The organism is Nocardioides sp. NPDC127503, assembly GCF_040302165.1.
Lineage (GTDB): Bacteria > Actinomycetota > Actinomycetes > Propionibacteriales > Nocardioidaceae > Nocardioides.
Genome location: NZ_JBEORH010000011.1, coordinates 41,367 through 63,516 on the forward strand (window position 1 = coordinate 41,367; position 22,150 = coordinate 63,516).

Annotated in this window: 16 protein-coding genes and 1 riboswitch; of the genes, 13 read left to right on the plus strand and 3 right to left on the minus strand. The window is 70.2% G+C overall.

The annotated features are described in order from the left end of the window. Positions 1-54: 54 nt before the first annotated feature. From ABTW65_RS22990 to lplB, 4 genes are all read left to right on the plus strand, one after another. Positions 55-675, plus strand: a complete 621-nt coding sequence (locus ABTW65_RS22990) for a TetR/AcrR family transcriptional regulator (RefSeq protein ID WP_350664428.1) — start codon at positions 55-57, stop codon at positions 673-675. Continuing rightward, positions 672-2,285, plus strand: a complete 1,614-nt coding sequence (locus tag ABTW65_RS22995; RefSeq protein ID WP_350664431.1) for a CocE/NonD family hydrolase — start codon at positions 672-674, stop codon at positions 2,283-2,285. Before ABTW65_RS22990 ends, ABTW65_RS22995 begins: the two co-directional genes overlap by 4 nt. An 88-nt stretch (positions 2,286-2,373) precedes the next feature. Further along, positions 2,374-2,487: riboswitch (SAM riboswitch) on the plus strand. Positions 2,488-2,529: 42 nt separating this feature from the next. Next, positions 2,530-3,867 carry an aminotransferase class V-fold PLP-dependent enzyme gene (locus tag ABTW65_RS23000; protein ID WP_350664433.1) on the plus strand — a complete coding sequence of 446 codons (1,338 nt, stop codon included), beginning with the start codon at positions 2,530-2,532 and terminating at the stop codon, positions 3,865-3,867. 37 nt (positions 3,868-3,904) lie between these two features. Further along, positions 3,905-4,960, plus strand: coding sequence for a lipoate-protein ligase small subunit (gene lplB, locus ABTW65_RS23005; protein ID WP_350664435.1), 1,056 nt, complete (start codon positions 3,905-3,907; stop codon positions 4,958-4,960). Positions 4,961-4,965: 5 nt separating this feature from the next. Here lplB and ABTW65_RS23010 read toward each other — a convergent pair whose 3' ends face one another. Then, complete coding sequence (locus ABTW65_RS23010; RefSeq protein WP_350664437.1) at positions 4,966-5,790, minus strand: alpha/beta fold hydrolase; 825 nt, start codon at positions 5,788-5,790, stop codon at positions 4,966-4,968. A 172-nt stretch (positions 5,791-5,962) separates the two neighbouring features. On the opposite strand from ABTW65_RS23010, the gene ABTW65_RS23015 reads away from it, so the two are divergent. The 3 genes from ABTW65_RS23015 to ABTW65_RS23025 are packed head-to-tail and all read left to right on the plus strand — an operon-like array spanning position 5,963 to position 8,462. Next, complete coding sequence (locus ABTW65_RS23015; protein WP_350664439.1) at positions 5,963-6,784, plus strand: alpha/beta hydrolase; 822 nt, start codon at positions 5,963-5,965, stop codon at positions 6,782-6,784. 34 nt (positions 6,785-6,818) lie between these two features. Further along, a complete protein-coding gene (locus tag ABTW65_RS23020; protein ID WP_350664442.1) occupies positions 6,819-7,649 on the plus strand; it encodes an alpha/beta hydrolase in 831 nt (276 codons plus the stop codon). 9 nt (positions 7,650-7,658) lie between these two features. Beyond that, positions 7,659-8,462 (plus strand): MBL fold metallo-hydrolase, encoded by an 804-nt coding sequence (locus ABTW65_RS23025; protein ID WP_350664443.1) that lies wholly within the window; start codon positions 7,659-7,661, stop codon positions 8,460-8,462. Between the two features lie 2 nt (positions 8,463-8,464). Here the strand turns inward: ABTW65_RS23025 and ABTW65_RS23030 are convergent, their stop codons facing one another. Next, the gene (locus ABTW65_RS23030) at positions 8,465-11,212 is read right to left on the minus strand and encodes an AAA family ATPase (RefSeq protein ID WP_350664445.1); all 2,748 of its coding nucleotides are present in this window, start codon (positions 11,210-11,212) and stop codon (positions 8,465-8,467) included. Positions 11,213-11,780: 568 nt separating this feature from the next. Here ABTW65_RS23030 and leuS point away from each other — a divergent pair. The 5 genes from leuS (at position 11,781) to holA (ending at position 19,491) form a co-directional block, all read left to right on the plus strand. After that, positions 11,781-14,264, plus strand: a complete 2,484-nt coding sequence (gene leuS / locus ABTW65_RS23035; protein ID WP_350664447.1) for a leucine--tRNA ligase — start codon at positions 11,781-11,783, stop codon at positions 14,262-14,264. Positions 14,265-14,315: 51 nt separating this feature from the next. Further along, positions 14,316-15,176: a DegV family protein gene (locus ABTW65_RS23040; protein WP_350664449.1), complete on the plus strand. Its 861-nt coding sequence runs from the start codon at positions 14,316-14,318 to the stop codon at positions 15,174-15,176. Positions 15,177-15,302: 126 nt separating this feature from the next. After that, positions 15,303-16,193 (plus strand): ComEA family DNA-binding protein, encoded by an 891-nt coding sequence (locus ABTW65_RS23045; protein WP_350664451.1) that lies wholly within the window; start codon positions 15,303-15,305, stop codon positions 16,191-16,193. Further along, positions 16,190-18,478: a ComEC/Rec2 family competence protein gene (locus ABTW65_RS23050; RefSeq protein WP_350664454.1), complete on the plus strand. Its 2,289-nt coding sequence runs from the start codon at positions 16,190-16,192 to the stop codon at positions 18,476-18,478. The genes ABTW65_RS23045 and ABTW65_RS23050 overlap by 4 nt, the downstream gene beginning before the upstream one ends. A 29-nt stretch (positions 18,479-18,507) precedes the next feature. Then, the gene (gene holA / locus ABTW65_RS23055) at positions 18,508-19,491 is read left to right on the plus strand and encodes a DNA polymerase III subunit delta (RefSeq protein WP_350664456.1); all 984 of its coding nucleotides are present in this window, start codon (positions 18,508-18,510) and stop codon (positions 19,489-19,491) included. Between the two features lie 225 nt (positions 19,492-19,716). Here the strand turns inward: holA and rpsT are convergent, their stop codons facing one another. Then, positions 19,717-19,977 carry a 30S ribosomal protein S20 gene (rpsT, locus tag ABTW65_RS23060; protein ID WP_350664458.1) on the minus strand — a complete coding sequence of 87 codons (261 nt, stop codon included), beginning with the start codon at positions 19,975-19,977 and terminating at the stop codon, positions 19,717-19,719. Between the two features lie 309 nt (positions 19,978-20,286). Between rpsT and ABTW65_RS23065 the strand changes: the two genes are divergently transcribed. Continuing rightward, the gene (locus ABTW65_RS23065) at positions 20,287-22,146 is read left to right on the plus strand and encodes an AMP-dependent synthetase/ligase (RefSeq protein WP_350664460.1); all 1,860 of its coding nucleotides are present in this window, start codon (positions 20,287-20,289) and stop codon (positions 22,144-22,146) included. Positions 22,147-22,150: the final 4 nt, after the last annotated feature.

Consider the following 22,150-nt stretch of genomic DNA (forward strand, 5'->3'; position numbering starts at 1 on the left):
GGCGGAGATTCGCAACACTTGTACATTAATGAACAAGTGTCTATGGTCATGGCCATGGAGTTCGAGCTGGCCGCGGCCACCCCTGCCAAGGATCGCCGCGTCCGACGTTCGCGGGCGGCGCTGATCCAGGCCGCGATCGCGCTGGTCACCGAACGGGGCACGGCCGCGATTCCCATCTCCGACATCGCGGCGGCGGCGGACGTGAGTCGGCAGCTGGTGTACCAGCACTTCGGCGATCGCGACGCCCTGCTGCTCGAGGCCGCGCTCGACCTGGCCAGGACCGAGCTGCTGCCGCGTTTCGCGGACGTGGCGCCGGAAGGGCGCGAGCGAGCGCTGGCCCTGACTCGGCACTTCGCCGAGCATCGCGTCTTCTACCGGGCGATGCTCAACAGCTCCAGCGCCTACGCGCTGACCAAGGCACTCAGCGGCCTGATCATCCCGGTCAACCGACGTGCCATCGATGCGCAGTTCGCCGAGGAGTACGACCCGCAGCAGCTCGATGACCTGGCGGTCTTCGTCACCGGCGGCGGGGCCACCGTCGTCAACGCCTGGGTGACCGACGCGGCCGACCCGCTCGACCCCGAGGACCTCGCCGACCGACTCATCGGACTGCTCGGCGTCATCACCGGTGCGTTGCGCCGGACCACTGCTTCCGAGAAGGAGACCGACCGATGAGCCTGGTCAGCCACATCATCCAGCGCCAGATGAATCTTTCTGAGCCGCTGACGCGGCGGGTCGTCGTCGAACGCGACCTGCGGGTGCCGATGCGGGACGGCGTGGAGCTGCTGGCCGATCGCTGGGCGCCGAAGGGGGCTGCGGAAGGCCTGCCGACCGCGCTCGTCCGGTGCCCGTACGGCCGTGCTGGCTTCTTCGGCGCGATCATGGCTCGCCCGCTCGCCGAGCGCGGCTACCAGGTGCTGATCCAGAGCGTCCGCGGCGGCTTCGGCTCCGGTGGCGTCATGGACCCCATGCTCCAGGAGCGCGAGGACGGCCTGGACACGTTGGACTGGGTGATCGAGCAGCCGTGGTTCGGCGACTCCATGGTGCTGGTCGGCATCAGCTACCTGGGGTATGTGCAGTGGGCGGTTGCCGACAGTCTGCCGCCGCAGGTCAAGGCCATGATCCCGGTGGTCACCGAATCGGCGCTGACGAGCGAGTTCATGCGCGCCGACGGTCGTTCGTTGGAGCTGCCGCTCGAGTGGGGCGCGCTGGTCGCCACCCAGGAGCGCCCCTTCGCGATGTTCCGCAGGAACGCCCAGACCAAGAAGACTGCCGCCGCCCTGCGCGTGCTGCCCCTGCAGGACATGGACGTCGCCGCCACGGGCCGGCGTTCGCAGTACATCCAGGACGTTCTCGCCCATGATGCCGACGATCCGCACTGGGACGGCATCGACCACCGCCATCGGGTCGCCGGCACGCGTGTCCCGGTCAGTTCCATCGGCGGCTGGTACGACGTCTTCCTGCCGGGTCAACTGCGGGACTTCGCGATTCTTCAGGACGCCGGCAAGCCGGCCCGGCTCACTGTCGGGCCCTGGACCCATGTGGACCTGACGATTCCTGGAGCGGCCGAAGCCGTCGACTTCGGCCTGGCGTACGCACGCGGCGAGGAGCCGGCCGAACGGGCACCGGTGCGACTGTTCGTGATGGGTGAGGACGCCTGGCGCGACTTCGAGTCCTGGCCGCCGAAGGGCTGCGAGCCGCAGCGCTTCCACCTCCAGAGCGACGGCGGGCTGTCGGTCAGCACCCCGGACGATTCGGATCCCGACCGCTATCACTACGACCCGGCCGATCCGACCCCGGCGGCCGGGGGCATCAGCATCAGCAGCGGCGGCCGCGTCGACAACGGGGCCGTGGAGGCCCGGTCCGACGTGCTCACCTACACCACAACCGTGCTCGACGAGGACGTCGAGGTCGTCGGCGAGGTGAGTGCCGAGATCTGGTTCCGGTCGAGCCTGGCGTACGCCGACGTCTTCGTGCGGCTCTGCGATGTCGACGAGGAGGGCCGCTCCCACAACGTCTGCGACGGACTCACCAGTCTGACGGGCGCCGACGAGCTCACCTGCGCGACCGTGCGGCTCTGGCCTACGGCGCACCGGATCAAGCGCGGCCATCGGATCCGCGTGCAGGTCTCCAGCGGTGCCTTCCCGCGCTTCGCCCGTAATCCTGGGACCGGGGAGCCGCTCGCCACCGCCACGACGCTCCGGGCTGCCGACCAGACGGTCCACCACGATCCCGAGCATCCGTCGGCGCTGATCCTGCCGGTTCGCGCCGTTTCGACCGCCTAAGCGGCGTCCAATATGTAGGACAAGCGTCCATAGTTCGAGACGTACGCCTTGCGGGGCACCCTCCGTCTCCGGCACCATCATCGGCGAAGGTCACGACTGCCAGCGCGAAGCCCCGGCTTGCTGGCGGGCAACCCTCCCACGCGGTGGGGTGCTCCGGGTGACGACCAGGCCCTCGCCGAGGTGGCGCGGGCAAGCGCGTGCTTCGCCGGGCAGTCCTGGGGAGCCATGACCCGAAGGGTGCCCCATGTCCCTGCTTCCGCTCGTCGGCTCGAACACGCAGGTCCCGCTGCTGGACGGAACGACCACGACGTACGCCAACCTCGACGTGGCCGCGTCGGCGCCGGCGCTGCAGAGCGTCGCCGACCGGGTGGCCGAGGTCCTGCCCTGGTACGCCTCGGTGCATCGCGGCGCCGGCTACCTGTCCCAGGTCTCGACCGCCCTCTACGAGGAGTCGCGGGCGACCATCGGCGCCTATGTCGGCGCCCGCGAGGACGACGTCACCGTCATCACCCGCAACACCACCGACTCGGTGAACCTGCTGGCCGGCTGCGTACCGGGCCGCGTGCTCGTCCTCGACATCGAGCACCACGCCAACCTGCTCCCATGGCGCCGTGTCGAGGCCGGCGTCACCGTGGTCGCCGGCCGGGACACCCTCGCCGGCACCATCGACGCCCTCGCCGGCGAGCTGGCCCGGGACAGCTTCGCCCTGGTCGCGATCACCGGCGCCTCCAACGTCACCGGCGAGGCGCTGCCGGTCGGTGAGATCGTGACCCTGGCCCACGCCCACGGCGCCCGGGTCCTCGTCGACGGCGCCCAGCTGCTCGCCCACCGCCACTTCTCGCTGGCCGCGACCGGCGCCGACTACGTCGTCTTCTCCGGCCACAAGCTCTACGCCCCCTACGGAGCAGGCGCCCTGGTCGGGCGCCGCGACTGGCTCGACGTCGGCACGCCCTATCTCGCCGGGGGAGGGGCCGTCGATGACGTCACTCACGCATCGGAGGTCGAGCTTGTCGAGACCACCTGGCAGCCCGCTCCCGCGCGCCACGAGGGCGGCTCGCCCAACGTCATCGGCGCCGCGGCACTGGCCGCTGCCTGTACGACTCTCGGCGGCCTCGAGCCCGCCGAGCTGGACCGCCACGAGGCGTCACTGAGGGGGCGCCTCGTGACCGGCCTGTCCGCGCTGGAGGGTGTCGACGTTCTGCGGCTCTGGCCCGACTCCGAGGAGCCCGTCGGGGTCGTCACGTTCACGGTCGACGGCATCGAGCCCGGCCGAGTCGCGGCGTACCTCTCCGCCGAGCACGGCCTGGGCGTACGCGACGGCCGCTTCTGCGCCCAGCCGCTCCTCAAGCGCATCGGGCTCACCGGCGGCGCGGTCCGCGCGAGCATCGGCATCGGCACCTCGGTCGCCGACGTGGACCGGCTGGTGGCCGGCGTACGTTCTCTTCTCGAGGGTGACGTCCGCGGCGACTACGTCCTCGTCGACGGCGCCTGGACGCTCGCCGAGGACCCGCGCCCGCTCGTCGGACCGGTCGGTCTGACCCGTCTGGCCGACACCGCCGGGTCGTGCGGAGCAGCCGTCTAGCAGGGATGATTCGGGGCGCTCACGGTGTTGAGAAATCGTGAGTGAAAGAGTGCATGGCGAGCGGAAGGTACGCGGCGGCAAGCTGGTCGTCGTCGACGCGACAGTCTCCGCTGACACGATCATCGACGTCGTCCTCTCGGGCGACTTCTTCCTGGAACCCGACGAGGCGCTGGGCTGGCTGACCGAGGCGCTGGAGGGGCAGCCGGTCGACGTCTCCCTCGACCAGCTGACCGCGGTGCTCGACACCGCCGTCCGTGACGCCGAGCTGGTCGGCTTCGGCACCCGCGACGTCGCCTTGACGGTGATGCGGGCGCTGGGCCGGGCCACGACCTGGGACGACCTCGAGCTCGAGATCGTCGAGACCGGGCCGCTGTCGCCGCGGATGCAGATGGCGCTCGACGAGGTCATCGTCCGCCAGGTCGCCGAGGGCCGCCGCGCCCCCAACCTGAGGTTCTGGGACTGGGCCAGCAGCGCGGTCGTGATCGGCAGCTACCAGTCGCTCTCCAACGAGGTCGACGAGGCTGCCGCCGAGCGTCACGGCATCGAGGTCGTACGCCGCATCTCAGGCGGCGGCGCCATGTTCATCGAGCCGGGCAACACGATCACCTACAGCCTCGCAGTCCCCGACACGCTCGTGGCCGGCATGTCCTTCCAGGAGTCGTACGCCTTCCTCGACGAGTGGGTGCTGCGCGGCCTGCGCAGCGTCGGCATCGAGGCCGCCTACGCCGGCCTGAACGACATCGCCTCGCCGGTCGGCAAGATCGCCGGCGCCGCGCAGAAGCGGATCCCCGGCGGCGTCCTGCACCACGTCACGATGGCCTACGACATCGACGCCGACAAGATGCTCGAGGTGCTCCGGATCGGTCGCGAGAAGATGTCCGACAAGGGCACCAGGAGTGCGGCCAAGCGGGTCGACCCGATCCGTTCCCAGACCGGGCTGAGCCGCGAGAAGGTCATCGCCGCCCTGCTGGCAGAGTTCGAGCAGAGCTTCGGAGCGGCGTACGTCGGCCTCGACCAGGCCACGATCGACGAGGCCGCGGCGCTGGTCGAGAGCAAGCACGGCACCCCAACCTGGCGCGCGCGAGTGCCGTAGGCCGGTCAGCGGTCGACGAACGCCAGGAGGTCGGTGTGCAGGCGGTCGCGATCGGTGTCCGGGAGGGCATGGCTGGAGCCCTCGTAGACCTTCAGCTCCGCGCCGTCGATCAGCTCGGCTGAGCGGCGGCCACCGACCTCGATCGGCACGATCTGGTCGTCGTCGCCGTGCACGACCAGCGTCGGCACGTCGATCTTGGCCAGGTCGGGTCGGAAGTCGGTGGCGGAGAAGGCCGCGATGCACTCGTAGGCGCCACGGTGCCCCGACGCCATGCCCTGGAGCCAGAAGGCGTCGCGGAAGCCCTGCGGAACATCGCCGTTCCGGTTGTTCCCGAAGAACGGCCCGTCGGCCAGGTCTCGGTAGAGCTGGGCCCGGTTGGCCAGCTCCCCGGCGCGGATGTCGTCGAAGACCTCGAGGGGTAGCCCATCGGGGTTGTCCTCGGTCCGCAGCATGAGCGGCGGCACCGCCGAGACCAGGACCAGCCTGGCGACGCGGGCCGTGCCGTGCCGCCCGACGTACCGGACGATCTCACCGCCGCCGGTCGAGTGCCCGACGAGGGTGAGGTCGTGCAGGTCGAGCGCGTCGATCAGGCCGGCGAGGTCGTCGGCGTAGGTGTCCATCTCGTTGCCCGCCCAGGTCTGGCTGGAGCGGCCGTGGCCCCGGCGGTCGTGGGCGATGGCTCGGTGCCCGTGCTCGGCGAGGAAGAGGGCGGTGGCCTCCCAGGCGTCGGCGTTGAGCGGCCAGCCGTGGCTGAGCAGCACGGGGCTTCCGGTGTCGCCCCAGTCCTTGTAGAAGATCTGGGCGCCGTCGTCGGCGGTGATGTAAGGCATCGGCTTCCTCCCACGGTCGGTTGGGTTCTGTCCCGACGAGCCTCGCGCGGCCACCGCCTCCACGGACCACGTGGACCACGTAGTCCCGGGACTACGTGTCGTACGTGGTCCGGAGGCATCGCAACCGGATGGACGATCGGAGCGTCTCAGCCCCCAGCACAGGAGCCAGATCATGTCCTTCAAACATCGAGCGGGCGGATTGCTCGCCGTTCTCGTGGCAGCGGTGCTCGCGCTCGCTCCGGCGGCCGACGCCCTCACCACGCGCGGGGTCGCCCCGGCCCCGAAGCCGACCATCGTGCTCGTGCACGGTGCCTTCGCCGACTCCTCGGGTTGGGCCGACGTCGCCGGCAAGCTGACCGGCCGCGGCTACCCGGTGCTCGCCTTCTCCAACCCGCTGCGCGGCCCGTTGTCCGATGCCGAGTACCTGCGGCTGTTCCTGGACACGATCGACGGCCCGGTCGTGCTCGTCGGCCACTCCTACGGTGGCGCGGTCATCACCAACGCCGCCACCGGCGACCCCGACGTCACGGCACTGGTCTACGTCGCCGCGTACGCGCCGGCAGCGGGAGAGAACATCTTGGCGATGAACGCCCTGGGCGGTGGCCACACCGAGGTGACCGACCATCTCGTCACCAGGCCGTTCCCCGGTGCCCAGCCCGGCGACATGGACGCCTACATCGATCCGGCGTGGTTCCCGCAGGGGTTCGCGCAGGATCTGCCGCGTGCCGAGGCACGGTTCCTGGCTGCCTCGCAGCGGCCCGGCGCACTCGCGGCACTCGTCACACCGTCGGGAGAGCCGGCGTGGGAGGACCTGCCCAGCTGGTACGTCGTCGCGAAGCAGGACCGGATCATCCCGCCCGAGGCGGAGCGCGCCATGGCAGCCAGAGCCGGCTCGAAGACCGTCTCCGTCGACTCATCCCACGCCGTGATGATCAGCCACCCCGGACTCGTCGCCGACGTCGTCCACAACGCGGCGCGCACCACTGTGCGCTGACGTGCCTGACCGAGCACCAGAAAGGGAACCTGACATGAGCACCCCGGACACCATCGTCCTGATCCACGGCTTCTGGGTCACACCCCGATCGTGGGAACACTGGAAGGCCCGGTACGAGGCCAACGGCTTCACCGTGCACACCCCCGCCTACCCGGGCTTCGAGGTGGAGGTCGAGGCCCTCCGCGCCGACCCGACCCCGATCGCGGACCTCACCCTGGAGGCGATCGTCTCCCACCTGGAGGCCTTCCTCGACACGCTCGACACCGCGCCGATCATCATGGGCCACTCCGCCGGCGGCGCGTTCGCGCAGGTCGTGATGGACCGCGGCTACGGGGCCGCGGGCGTCGTACTCAACTCCGCCCCGACCGAGGGCGTCCGGGCCACGCCGTGGAGCCAGCTGCGCTCGGTCTTCCCGGTGCTCAAGAACCCGGCGAACCATCACCGCGCCGTCGGGTTCGACGCCGAGCAGTGGAGGTACGCCTTCACGAACACCTACACCGAGGAGGAGTCGGCGGCGTTCTACGAGCGCTACCACATCCCCGCGTCGGGCCGCGTCCTGTTCGACTCCGTGCTGGCGAACTTCCAGCCCGGCCACCAGGGCGCCTGGGTCGACTTCAAGAACGCCGACCGCGCGCCGCTGCTCTTCCTGTCCGGGTCCGAGGACCACATCATGCCCCCGTCGGTGCAGGCATCGAACGTCAAGCACTACAAGGGCGCCGGAACGGTGACCGAGCACGAGACGTACGAGGGCCGGCCGCACCTGATGGTGGCGGGCCCGGGATGGGAGGAGATCGCCGACCACGCGCTCGAGTGGGCGCTCGCTCACGCGGTGCAGCGGGGGGCCACCGAGCCCACCGCGTCCTGAGGGCACGCGATGGATCTCGCCCTCACCCATGTGGGCGGGCCGACGACCGTCCTGGAGGTGGCCGGGTGGCGGATCCTGACCGACCCGACCTTCGACGCCCCCGGCCGGACGTACCGGTTCGGCTGGGGCACGTCCTCGCGGAAGACCGCAGGGCCTGCGATCCCCGCCGCCGAGATTGGCCCCATCGATGCCGTCCTCCTCACCCACGACCATCACGCCGACAACCTCGACGACGCCGGCCGGGCGCTGTTGCCGGGCGTCGGCGTGGTGGTCACCACCGCCTCGGGCGCGGTCAGGCTCACCAGGTCGGGCCTGGGCCGGGCGGTCCGAGGTCTGCGGCCGTGGCAGACCACGGTGCTGCAGGCTCCGGGCCGTCCGACGGTCACGGTGACCGCGACCCCCGCACGTCATGGAATCCGAGGCAGCAGGCCGATCGTCGGCGACGTCATCGGCTTCTCGCTGACGTGGGAGGGGCAGGAGCACGGAGCGGTCTGGTACTCGGGCGACACGGTGCTCTACAGCGGTCTCGACGAGGTCGCGGCCCGGGTCGACGTCGGGACCGCGGTCCTGCACCTCGGCCGCGTCGGGTTCCCGGTGACCGGGCCGCTCGCGTACACGATGGGAGGGCGGGACGCGGTCACCCTGTGCGAGCTTCTGGACCCGGCCACGGTGGTGCCGGTGCACTATGAGGGCTGGTCGCACTTTCGTCAGGGACGGGACCGGATCCTCGCCGACCTGGCCGATGCTCCGCCCGGGATCGGGGACCGCTTCCGCTGGCCGACGCCGGGGGTGCCGCTCCGTCTGCCGGTATAGACCTAGGCGTTCAGACGGTCGGCCAGCTGCCGGCGGGAGGAGATGCCGAGCTTCTGGAAGACCTTCCGCAGGTGGTAGTCGACGGTGTTCGGGCTGATGAACAGGTTGGCGGCGATCTCGGTGTTCGTACGCCCGGACGCGGCCAGACGCGCGATCGTGTGCTCCTGCGTGGTGAGATCGAGCCGGGGAGCTGCCTCGCCGCCTGCGGCATCGTCGGGGCGGACGCCGAGGATCTCGAGCTCGGCCAGGACGCGCGGGACGAAGATCTCGGCGCCGCTGTGGCGCAGGTGCCGAAGCGCGAGGCGGAGCTGCTCGGCCGCCTCGCGACGGCGTCGGACGCGCCGGAGCCACTCGCCATGGAGCAGGTACGACCGGCCGAGCTCGGTCTCGGCCAGCGTCTTGTGCAGGGCCGCGATCGAGGCGAGGTAGTGGGCCTCGGCCGCGTCGTCCGGGCTCACCAGCGCGAGCGCGCGCTCGGCGACTCCCTCGCACCACGGCATCCCGTTGACCGCTGCCCGGCTTGCCAGATCCTCCGCGACGCGCTGTGCCTCGTCCAGGTGGCCGGAGCGTACGGCGGACTCGACGAAGTCGGCGTACCACATCGGGGTGACCTGGAGGAACGGCTCCTCGATCAGCGGCTTGTGGCGTCGGTAGGCATCCTCGTAGCGCCGGTCCGCCAGGTCACGCGCGACCAGGCCCTCGATCCCCGAGAACTGCACCCCGCCGAAACCGACAGCGCCGGAGCCGTCGGCCACGGCCTCCACCAGCTCGCGCGGCTCGCCGGACCACGCCATCACGGCGACGTTGGGCACGTTCGCATCCTCGTGGCCCATCGCGACACGCACCTCCCGATTCGACTCCACGAAGCGGTGCGCTCGGTGCAGCGAGCCGCCGTAGACCTCGGACAGGGCCATGATCCACAGCAGCGAGTCGAGCACCAGCAGCGCGCCCCGGTCACGTGCGGCCCGTGCGGCCCGGCTGAGACCGGCGGCTCGGCCCTCGTCGTCCCAGAGGTAACCGCCGACACCGGCGAGCACGGAGCCGAAGTTCATGAGCTCGTCATCGGGCAGGGCGAGGACAGCGTCGTACGCGGCGCGGACCTGTGGGTAGGCCGTGTCATAGGGCTCCAGGATCAGTGCGGCCAACCCTCGCAGGACCACGGACCAACGGCCGTTCCGGTCCGCGCCGACCCGCATCCGCTCACCGAGCTCGCTTTGCGTCACGCCCGTCATGAGCCGGTCGGCACTCGAACACCGGTCGAATGCCCGGAGCAGCGCATCCTGCTCGCGGACGTCGTCGAAGCCGTGGAAGAGGTCGGCGGCCAGTAGCTGATCGGACGCGCCGCGCATCACGCCCTCCCGCTCGGCCCGCAGCACCGACAAGGCGCTCCGAGTCACCAGCGCACGACCTCTGGTGACCTGGCCGGCAGACTCCTCGTCGATCGCTTCGATGAGCTGCTGCGCGAGATGGGCTGCGCCGACCGCCAGGGCCGCCTCGGCCGCCCCGACCTGGCGTGAGGTGCGCCCCTCGCCCGGCGGGCTGAGATCGGCGCCGCGCGCGAGCAAGCGGGCGCTGGAGGCGAGGCCACCACGCCGGGCGGCCAGGATCGCGGTCCGGTCGAGCCGCTGGGCAACGGCCTCGTCCGTCCCTACGACGGCCCTGGCGGCATGCCATGCCTCCGCCTCGACCAGGTTCGACCGGTCGGCGGCCCGGGCGAGGGCACGGTGGACCCGGCGTCGCTCGACGCCCGAGGCCGCGTTGTAGACCGCCGAGCGCACCAGGGGATGGCGGAACCGTACGGTCGGGGTGAGCTGGACGAGCCCCGCGACCTCGGCTCGGTCGGCGTCGTCGAGGGTGAGATCGAGTTCCGCGCCCGCGTCGGCGAGCAGGTCGATGTTGCCGGTCGAGTCCGCGGCGGCCAGCAGCACCCAGGTCTGGACCGGCTGGTCGGCCTGGCGAACCCTGCGTACGTAGTGGGCCTCGAGGTGGCGCCCGACGGGGACGGGCTCGCCGGCCATGCCCAGATCCGGCAGCTCGTGTACCAGCGACTCACCGGCGAGGTCGATCAGGGCGAGCGGGTTGCCGCCGGTGGCCTGGGCGATCGCCAGGGCCACCGACGGCGGGAGCGGTTCCGCCGCCGCGCGGTTCAGGAGGCGGACGGCGGCATCGGTGTCCAGGCCGGTCAGCGCGAGCTGGGGCACCCCACCGAGATGCTCGGTCAGGCCGGCCTCGTCACGCCCGGCGAACACCACCGCGACGCGCTCCACCGCGATCCTGCGGGCCACGAACGCCAGCGCGTCCAGACTCTCCGGGTCGACCAGATGAGCGTCGTCGATCGTGCAGACGATGCCCTGCCCGTCGCTCGCGGCAGCCAGGAGCCCCAGGACTCCCAATCCGACCAGATAGCGGTCGGGCGGCGGTCCGTCTGCCTCGCCCGAGGCGACGAGCAGGGCCCGGCGTTGCTGCTCCGGGAGCATCTCGCACTCGCGCCGCAGCGCCGTCGCCAGTCGCTGGACCGCGGCGAACGCCATGTCCGACTCGGACTCGTAGCCATCGACCCGAAGGACCCGAAGGCTCGTGTCCGCGGTGGCCGAGGTCAGCAGCGCGGACTTACCCACGCCCGGCTCACCGAGCACTGCGATCGATCCGCCCTTGCCGTTCCGCGCACGGCTCAGCAATGCGGCCAGACGTACCTGCTCTGGGTCTCGGCCGACGAGCGTGGCCTCGTGCGGGTCCGGGGCGCTGTGCACGAGGACGACGCTAGCTACCGGGACGGGTATGCCGCATGACCCATATAGACGAGAATCCGGGGGGTCTGCTGCGGCCGCGCCCGGGAATGGAAGAGCCCCTACGACCCGGTCGCAGGGGCTCTTGAAGTTGGACTCCGCTGCTCGGAGCGTTCCTTGGATGAGATGGGGGGGTCCTCATTCACGACCGACATCACGAGCAGCGGAGCGCCGCCAGTCTGGCACGCTCAGACGGGCCGTCGCAATAGGTGAAGGCCCCTCCGAGCCTATTTTCTGTCGGTCGATCTGCAGGGCGGAACTCATGGACTATGGAAAGTACTAGACCAGAGGATTTGGACCGTACTTTCCGGGCCCTCTGACCCAGACGGGCCATGCCGCGGACGGGGTCGCGAATGACGACGGCCGCGGTGGTCGGCTACCCTTGACACATGCAGATGTCTGTCCTGCTTCTTAGGCAGCCGCGCTGACCCTGAGGGACACACCCCGGTCACGCGGCTACCCCTCCATGTGAGGGGTTTTCTTCTTTCAGAAGCAGTCTTGACGTACGACACTCGACAAGGACGAAAGACCAATGACGCAGGAGCAGGCCGAGCAGGCGACGTACGACGTCGTGGAGCTGCAGGACAAGTGGCGCCCCATCTGGGAGAAGCTGGAGCCGTTCAAGGCGGGCCAGCGCGAGGGGGCTGAGAAGCGCTACGCGCTCACGATGTTCCCCTACCCGTCCGGGGACCTGCACATGGGTCACGCCGAGGTGACCGCGCTGCACGACGTGATCGCCCGCTACTGGTGGCTGAAGGGCTTCGACGTCCTGAACCCGATCGGCTGGGACTCCTTCGGCCTGCCTGCCGAGAACGCCGCGATCAAGCGCAACGAGAACCCCGCCGGCTGGACCTACGCCAACATCGAGACCCAGGCGGAGTCGTTCAAGCGCTACGGCATCTCCTTCGACTGGTCGCGCCGGCTGCACACCTCCGACCCGGAGTACTACAAGTGGACGCAGTGGATCTTCCTGAAGCTGTACGAGGCCGGCCTGGCCTACCGCAAGAAGTCGCCGGTCAACTGGTGCCCCAACGACCAGACCGTTCTGGCCAACGAGCAGGTCGTCAACGGCGAGTGCGAGCGCTGCGGCGCGGTGGTCACCAAGCGTGACCTGACGCAGTGGTACTTCAAGACCACGGCCTACGCCGAGGAGCTCTACAACGGCCTGGACCAGCTGCAGGACACCTGGATCGGCAAGGTCGTCAACATGCAGCGCAACTGGATCGGCCGGTCCGAGGGCGCGCACGTCGACTTCGAGATCTCGCTGACCACCGGTGAGACCAAGAAGGTCACCGTCTTCACGACGCGTCCGGACACGCTGTACGGGGCGACCTTCATGGTCGTCGCCGCCGACGCGGACCTGGCTGCCGAGATCGTGGCGCCGGACCGGGCTGCTGCGCTGGAGAGCTACCTGCAGGACGTACGCAAGGCCTCCGACATCGACCGGCTGGCGACCGACCGTCCCAAGACCGGTGTCGACCTGGGCGTCACCGCGACCAACCCCGTCAACGGCGAGCAGATCCCGGTGTGGGCGGCCGACTACGTGCTGGCCGACTACGGTACCGGCGCGGTGATGGCCGTTCCGGCCCACGACCAGCGCGACCTGGACTTCGCCAAGGCGTTCTCGCTGCCGGTGCGCCGCGTCGTGGACGTGCCGGGCGCGGAGAACCCCGAGGAGACGTACGTCGCGACCGCGGGTGACGGTGCGTACGTGAACTCGCCGGAGCTGGAGGGCGTCGCCGACAAGGCGGGCGGCATCCACAAGATCATCGAGAAGCTGGAGGCCGAGGGCCACGGCAAGGGCACGATCAACTACCGGCTGCGCGACTGGCTGCTGTCGCGGCAGCGCTACTGGGGCGCGCCGATCCCGATCGTGCACTGCCCGGTCGACGGCGAGGTGCCGGTGCCCAAGGCCGAGCTGCCGGTGCAGCTGCCGGAGCTGAAGGGCGCCGACCTGAAGCCGAAGGGCGTCTCGCCGCTGGCCGCGGCCTCGGAGTGGGTCAACGTCTCCTGCCCGAAGTGCGGCGGTCCGGCCACGCGCGACTCGGACACGATGGACACCTTCGTGGACTCGTCGTGGTACTTCCTGCGCTACCTGTCGCCGACCGACGAGACCCAGGCCTTCTCCTCCGAGCTGGCCCGCGAGTGGGGTCCGGTCGACTTCTATCTGGGCGGCGACGAGCACGCGGTGCTGCACCTGCTGTACTCGCGCTTCTTCACCAAGGCGCTGCGCGACATCGGCCTGATCGACTGGGACGAGCCGTTCACGTCCTACCTGTCCCAGGGCAAGGTCATCAACGGCGGCAAGAAGATGTCGAAGTCGCTGGGCAACGGCGTGAACCTGTCGGACGTGCTGGAGGAGTTCGGCGTCGACGCGACCCGGCTGACCCTGGTCTTCGCCTCCCCGCCGGAGGACAACATCGACTGGGCCGACGTCTCGCCGGCCGGCTCGGTGAAGTTCCTGCAGCGGGCCTGGCGCCTGGCCGGGGACGTGACGTCCTCCCCGGAGGTCGACGTCTCCGGTGGGGACATCGCGCTGCGGCGTACGACTCACAAGACCATCGCCGAGGCCGAGCAGCTGATCGAGTCCTACCGGTTCAACGTGGTCGTGGCTCGCGTGATGGAGCTGGTCAACGCGACCCGGAAGGCGATCGACTCCGGTGTCGGTCCCGCCGACCCCGCCGTACGTGAGGCCGCGGAGACGGTCGCGATTCTGCTCTCGCTGGTCGCGCCCTACACCGCTGAGGAGATGTGGGAGCGTCTGGGGCACGAGCCGACGGTTGCGCGGGTTGCGTGGCCGACGGTCGAGCCCCACCTGCTCGTGGAGGACTCGGTGACGGCTGTCGTCCAGATCAAGGGCAAGGTGCGTGCGCGCCTGGAGGTCTCGCCCTCGATCTCCGAGGCCGACCTGGAGGCCGCTGCGCTGGCCGACCCGACGATCGCGGCCGCGATCGAAGGGCAGACCGTACGCAAGGTCATCGTCCGCGCGCCGAAGCTCGTCAACATCGTCGTCTGATCGGATCGGCTCGCGCTGTCGACGCGATGGGTCGATCTGTAGGCTTCTGACATGGCCCGGGTAGCGATCGTGACCGACTCGACCGCGATGCTTCCATCCGATCTCGGGGATGCCACGGAGCTGATCACATCGGTGCCGTTGCAGGTGATCGTGGATGGGACGTCGTACGACGACGGGGTGGAGGAGACGTCGCCCGAAGCGTTGCTGACGGCGTTGGCGGCGCACAAGACGGTGACGACCTCGCGGCCTTCGCCGGCGCTCCTGGCGGAGGTCTACGACAAGCTCGCGGCTCAGGGCTTCGAGGAGATCGTCTCCATCCACCTCTCCGCGGAGCTGAGCGCGACCTGCGAGTCCTCGATGCTCGCGGCGCGGGAGGCTCCGGTGCCGGTGACCACCGTGGACACACGGCTGGTCGGGCCCGGGGTCGGGTTCGCCGTTCTGGCCGCCGCGGAGGTGGCCGGGCGCGGCGGAACTGCTGTCGAGGCGCGCGAGGCCGCGTTGTCGCGGGTTGCCGCGACGCGTTCCTACTTCTACGTCGACACGCTCGAGTATCTCCGCCGCGGTGGACGGATCGGGGCAGCTGCTGCTCTGCTCGGGACGGCGCTGGCGGTCAAGCCGCTGCTCACGATCGAGGATGGGCGGGTCGTGCCGCACGAGCGGGTGCGTACGGCTGAGCGGGCGATCGCGCGGCTGCAGGCGCTCGGGGTCGAGGTGGGCGAGGATGCCGACGCCGTCGAGATCGTCGTCGCTCATCTGGGCAGCCCGGACCGCGCGGCCGCGATGGCCGAGGGGCTCTCCGCGGAGCTGGACGGCAAGATCAACGGCGAGGTACGCGTCGGGGTGCTGGGTGCGGTGCTCGGCGCGCATGTCGGGCCGGGGTGTGTAGCGGTCGTCGTGGGGCCGAAGCTCTGATTCTTGGTCTGTTCTTGGCCTGATTCTGGGCCGGTTACCGTCCACAGGGATTGTTGAGGATCGGGTTCTCCACAGGCGCTGAAAACGCGCTCGGAAGTGTCGGCGCGGGCGCATAGCTTCGGCGTCATGCGGACCCGACCGACCTCTGATCACGCCGATGCCGTCGCCCGGCGGCTGGAGCAGCTGCGCGCCGAGCTCGACCCGCCTGGGGAGGAGGACGACGGCGAGGAGGACTGGCAACCGCCGTGGTGGGACGGGCCCTGCGCGACTGACACCGCGGAGCTGGATCCGTTGGTGCCTGTGCCGGGGCGTCACGCGTCTCGGCGTCAGGTCGTGATCTCGCCCGACGCGGTGCTGCCGGAGCCGCTGCGCGGGCGGGTGAGCCTCGGTCCGTGGCATCTCGTCGTCGTCTCGCTGGTGCTGGTCGCCGGGTTGGCGGTGGCCTGCTGGTGGATGATCCGCGCCGACCCGAAGGTGGCGCCGGCCGCCCGGGCCTCGCCCTCGGCGTCCCCGTTGGTCGCGTTGCCGACCGGCTCGGCTTCGCCCGGAAGCACGGCCGCGGTGCCGTCTGGCGCTGCGTCGGCGGGGACGGTGACCGTCGACGTGGAGGGCAAGGTGCCCAAACCCGGCATCGTCGTGCTGCCGGTCGGATCACGGGTGGTGGATGCCGTCGAGGCCGCCGGCGGGGCGCCCCTCAAGCACCTCGCCGGACTCAACCTCGCCGCTCTGCTCAGCGACGGTCAGCAGATCGTGGTGGGTGCGCCCAACGGGGGAGTGGGCGCTGCTGCAGCTGGCTCCGGTGGTCCGGCCGCTGGGGCACCGGGAGCGGGAGTGAGCCTCAACGCCGCCTCCATCGAGGAGCTGGAGACGTTGCCCGGGGTTGGGCCGGTGACGGCGCAGGCGATCATCGACTGGCGCACCACCAACGGCGCGTTCACCTCCGTCGACGAGCTGCTCGAGGTCGATGGGATCGGGCCGAAGACCTATGACTCGCTGGCACCGCTGGTCACGTTGTGAACGACCTGCGACTGCCGCTCCTCGGGGCCGGCGCGTGGGCGGGGGCGTTGGCCGGGCCGGTCGTGGTCGCCGGTGGGCGGTCCGGGGTGGTTCTGCTCGTTCTCCTTGCCGCGGTCCTCGGCATCGGCGGTGGATGGGCCGTCAGGACGCGCCGCCCGACAGTGCTGGCGTTGGTCCTGATGATCGCCGGGACCGCAGTCGTCGCCGGTCTGCACGCCGCCCGGGTCAGCGACAACCCGGTGGCGGACCTGGCCGCGCGCAAGGCGCAGGTACGGGTGGTCGCCACCGTCACTACCGACCCGAAGGAGGTGAGGGGCGAGCATGCGACGTATCAGCTCCGGCGCGCCAGCGTCCGGGAGATCAGGGGCCGTGGGGTGGTCTACCGGCTGCGTACGCCGGTGGTCGTGCTCGGCGACGAAGCGTGGGAGGACATCCCGCTGGGGGCGACGGTGTCGACGACCGGTCGGCTGGGGAAGAGCGACTCGCACGAGGAGTCAGCGCTGCTGATCGCCGGGACGCCGAGGGTCGTCGCGAGCCCGGGGATCTGGTGGCGAGCCTCCGAGACGCTGCGGGCCTCGATCCGGGAGGCGGTGGCACATCGGCCGCCCGACCAGGCGGCGCTGGTCCCGGCGCTGGTCGACGGTGACGACGCCGGCCTCTCCGACGACCTCGCGGACGACTTCCGTACGACCGGGCTCACCCACCTCCTCGCGGTCTCGGGCACCAACCTGACCCTGGTGGTGGGGTTCCTGCTCATCGTCGCCCGCTGGGCCGGGGTGCGGGGGAGAGGGCTGTACGCCGTCGGGGTGCTCGGCATCCTCGGGTTCATCGTCCTCGCCCGCACCGAGCCGAGCGTGGTGCGGGCCGCTGCGATGGGTGCAGTCGGGCTGCTGGCGATGACCCACAACGGACGCCAGCGAGCGCTGCGTGGGCTCGGTGCGGCGGTGATCGGGCTCCTGCTGATCGACCCCGGGTTGGCGACCTCGGTCGGGTTCACCCTCTCGGTTCTGGCCACGGCCGGCATCCTGCTCTTCGGGCCACCGTGGCGCGACGCGCTGAGGCGTTGGATGCCGCAGTGGTGCGCGGAGGCGATCGCGGTCCCGGCAGCGGCACAGCTGGCCTGCACTCCGGTGGTCGCCGCCATCTCCGGTCAGGTCAGCCTGGTCGCAGTGCTCGCCAACCTGCTTGTCGAACCCGCCGTCGCGCCTGCGACGGTGCTGGGTCTCCTGGGAGGTCTGCTCGGGCTGGTGTGGGATCCGCTCGGCATGGTCGCGGGCACGGTCGCGACCTGGTGCGTCGCCTGGATCATCGCGGTGGCCCGCTTCGGTGCCGGGCTGCCGACCGCGGAGGTCGGCTGGGCGACCGGTCCGCTGGCCCTGGCGGTGCTGGTGGTCGTCTGTGCCGCGATCGCCTTCCTGGGTCCCCGGATCCTGCGGCATCCGGTCACGGGGGTGGCTGGCTGCCTGGTGCTGCTCGCGGTCGCGCTTGTGCGGCTGCCGAGCCCAGGCTGGCCTCCGGCGGGGTGGGTGCTCGTGATGTGCGACGTGGGACAAGGAGATGCCCTGGTGGTGCGCACCGGGCCGGGGAGCGCCGTCGTGGTTGACGCCGGTCCCGATCCTGACCTCGTCGACAACTGTCTCGACCGTCTCGAGATCGAGGACGTTCCGCTCGCGGTGATCACCCACTTCCACGCCGACCACGTCAACGGCGTCGAGGGCGTCTTCGCCGGACGCCGGGTCGGTGAGCTGTGGACCTCGCGTCTCCAGGACCCGCCCGAGGGCGTACGGATCCTCGGGGAGACCGCCGGGGCGGCCGGGGTGGTGCCGGTTCCGGCTCCCTACGCAGCCACGACCACCATCGGTGAGGCGCGGATCCAGGTGCTCTGGCCGACGGGCGACTCCGACACCCGCGGACCCGGGGACGGCTCCACGGCCAACGACGCGAGCGTGGTCCTCCTCGTCGAGTCCCGCGGCCTGCGTCTGCTGCTGACCGGCGACATCGAGCCGGAGGGACAGGACCAGCTCGCCGACGATCTGGCCGAGCTCGACATCGACGTGCTCAAGGTGCCCCACCACGGCTCCCGCTACCAGGACCTCGACTGGCTGCGTACGCTCCGGGCGCAGGTCGCGCTCGTCCCGGTCGGTGCCGGCAACGACTACGGTCACCCGGCCACCGCCACGGTCCAGGGGCTCGAGGAGAGCGGCACCAAGGTCTACCGCACCGACCGCGACGGCTCGGTCGCGGTGGTCGAGTCAGGAGGTGAGGCCGCCGTGGTGACGCCATAGTTGTCGGTGCCGTGTGGGAGGGTTTGAGCATGGCACGCACCGCCTCCGCACCGAGCCCCACCGGCAACCTCTCGGCCTCCGACGTCCTGGGCCGGGTGATGCTGGTGACCGGCAAGGAGGAGTTCCTGGGGGAGCGTACGGTCGCGGCTGCGAAGGCCGCGGTGAAGGCCTACGACCCCGAGGCGGAGGTCTCCGAGGCGACGGCCGCCGACCTGACGCTGGCCACGCTCGGCGAGATGAGCGCGCCTTCGCTCTTCTCGAGCATCCGCTGCGTTGTGGTGCGCAACCTGGAGAACCTGCCGGACGAGTCGGTCGCGGGCCTGATGGAGTACGCCGGAATGCCGTCGGAGGAGGTCGGGCTCGTCCTCGTCCACGGCGGCGGGCAGAAGGGCAGCGGCACGCTCGCCAAGCTCCGCAAGCTCCCGAAGGTGACCGAGCACAAGTCCGTCGAGCTGAAGGCGCGTGAGTTCGGCAGCTTCGTAAAGTCCGAGATGCGGCTCCACGGAGCGAGCATCGATGAGGAGGGCGCCGACTTCCTGATCCAGGCGGTCGGCCAGGATCTCCGCGCCCTCGCGGCCGCGGCGAGCCAGCTCGCCGGCGACAACGAGGCGAAGCGACTCGGCCTGGAGCACGTGAAGCAATACTTCGGCGGCCGGGCCGAGGTGAAGAACTACGTGATCGCCGACGCGATCATCTCCGGCGACCGGGTCAAGGCCCTCGAGGAGATCCGCTGGGCCCTCGACACCGGCTCCTCCCCGGTCTACGTCCTCTCCGCCGTGGCCGGCCAGCTGCGTACCGTCGCCAACCACGTCGCCGGCATCCGTGACAGCGGCACCCCGCCCTGGAAGCAGAAGTCCATCGCCGGCCTCGCCCGCGGCTGGTCCCGCGAAGGCATCGGCGAGGCCCTCCGCTCGGTCGCCCGAGCCGACGCCGACCTCAAGGGCGCCGCCAGCGACCCCGCGTACACGCTCGAGCGTCTCGTTCTCACCCTCGCCTCCCTCCGCCAGCGCTGACCCCGCCGAGGCGTCACCCCGGTCGGCCGAGGCGTCACCTAGGACGGCCGAGGCGTCAGGTACGTCGGCCGAGAAGGCAGCGCGGTGCCCACTCGGCCGCCACAACTGCCCACTCGGCCGACGCAAGTGCCCACTCGGCCGACGCAACTGACGTCTCGGCGGGAGGGGGTCTCGGAAATGCGAAAGCCCCCGTCGCGGAGGACGGGGGCTTCGGTGGGACTTACCTCAGAGGGAGGAAGCCTTCTTGGCGATCGCCGACTTGCGGTTGGCGGCCTGGTTCTTGTGGATGACGCCCTTGGAGGCGGCCTTGTCGAGCTTCTTGGTGACGACCTTGGCGGTCTCGACCGCAGCGTCCTTCTCGCCAGCCGCGGCGGCGGCGTGGAACTTGCGGATGACGGTCTTGAGCTCGCTCTTGACGGCCTTGTTGCGCTCGTGCGCCTTCTCGTTCTGCTTGTTGCGCTTGATCTGCGACTTGATGTTCGCCATGGGTGAATGATCTCCAGTGCTTCGACGTGTGGTGGTGCGAGCTCTCAATCCGGCCCCTCGGGGAAATGAGAGGGGAGAGGCCTACGCGAACACGCTTGCGGTCAAGATTACAGACTCGCGTCGTTTGGCCTCAAATCGCCGTACCTCCCATAGCTACTCCGGGGTAGGCTGTGGTGATCTCGGTCACGAGATTTCCGGCGGAACCCCCTGTTGCGGCTCGGCTCCAGCGTCTAGGGTCCCCCGCGCGGTCCCTCTCGTGCAACCGCCCACCGTTCACCCCCCACGCACACACTGCAGGCCAGGAGAATCATGCCGACCCAGTCCGCGATCGATCTCGCATTCCTCGACGAGATGCCGGCGAACTTCGCCCTTCACTTCCTCAACCGGGTCAAGGCGACCCCGAATGCGGAGGCGTTCCGTTATCCCGTGGTCGGCTCGACGACCGAGGCAGGCGGAGAGGAGTGGAAGTCGCTGACCTGGAAGGAGGCCAGCGACATGGCCAGCCGGCTCGCGGCGGGCCTCGTCTCCCTCGGCCTCGAGCCCGAGCAGCGGGTCGGCATCGCCTCGACCACGCGCTACGAGTGGATCATCGCCGACCTCGCGGTGATGCTCGCCGGTGGCGCCACCACGACGGTCTACCCGACGACCAACGTCGACGACACCGCCTACATCCTCGGTGACGCCGAGTGCCGCTTCGTCTTCGCCGAGGACGACGGTCAGCTCGCCAAGATCGCCGAGAAGGCCGCCGACCTGCCCGAGATCGTCAAGGTGATCACCTTCGACGGGGCGACCGACGGCGAGCGGGTCATCGGCCTGGACGACCTGGCGGCCATCGGCGACAAGTACCTCGCCGATCACCCGGACCTGATCGAGGAGACCGCCGCCAAGATCACCCCGGACCACCTGGCGACGCTGGTCTACACCTCGGGCACCACCGGCCGGCCGAAGGGTGTGCGCCTGCTCCACCGTGCCTGGGTCTACGAGGGCGAGGCCGTCCGGGTCCAGGGCGATGTGCTCGGCCCCGACGACCTGCAGTTCCTGTGGCTGCCGATGTCGCACGTCTTCGGTAAGGTGCTGCTCTCGATCCAGATCGCCTGCGGCTTCCCGACCGCGATCGACGGCCGGATGGACAAGATCGTCGACAACCTGGCGATCGTGAAGCCCACCTTCATGGGCGCCGCCCCGCGCATCTTCGAGAAGGTGCACGCCAAGATCACGATGATGGTCGAGAACGACGGTGGTGTGAAGAAGAAGCTCTTCGACGCCGCCTTCGCCAACGGGATCGCCCGCGACCGGCTGCTGCGCGAGGGCAAGTCCGTGCCGACCTCGATCGCGCTCAAGCACGCCGTGCTCGACAAGCTGGTGCTCAGCAAGGTCCGTGACCGCTTCGGTGGCCGCGTACGTTTCTTCATCTCCGGCTCCGCCCCGCTCAACCGCGACATCGCCGAGTGGTTCCGGGCCGCGGGGATCCTCATCATGGAGGGCTACGGCTCGACCGAGAACGCCGCGGGCGCGTCCGTCGGCACCCTGCAGGAGCACAAGCTCGGCACGGTCGGCAAGGCGTTCCCGGGCAGCGAGGTGAAGATCGGCGAGAACGACGAGCTGCTGATCCGCGGCCCGCACGTGATGCCGGGCTACCACAACCTGCCCGAGGAGACCGCCAAGGCGCTCGACGCCGAGGGCTGGTACCACACCGGTGACAAGGCCTCGATCGACGAGGAGGGCTACATCACCATCACCGGCCGGATCAAGGAGCTCTTCAAGACCTCGGGCGGGAAGTACGTCGCGCCGCCGGCGATCGAGTCGAAGTTCGCCGCGCTGTGCCCCTACACCAGCCAGTTCCTCGTCTTCGGTGCCAACCGCAACTTCGTCAGCGCCCTGATCGCCCTCGACCCCGAGTCGATCACCGCCTGGGGCGCCTCCCACGGCCTGGAGGGGAAGTCGTACGAGGAGATCGTCACCTCGCCGCAGGTGCGTGAGCTGATCGGCGGCTACGTCGACGAGCTCAACGCGAGCCTCAACCGCTGGGAGACCATCAAGAAGTGGGAGATCCTCGAGCACGACCTGACCGTCGAGAGCGGTGAGCTCACCCCGTCGCTGAAGGTGAAGCGCAACGTCGTCGAGGCCAAGGAGCAGGCGCGGATCGACGCGTTCTACGCCGGATCCTGATCCT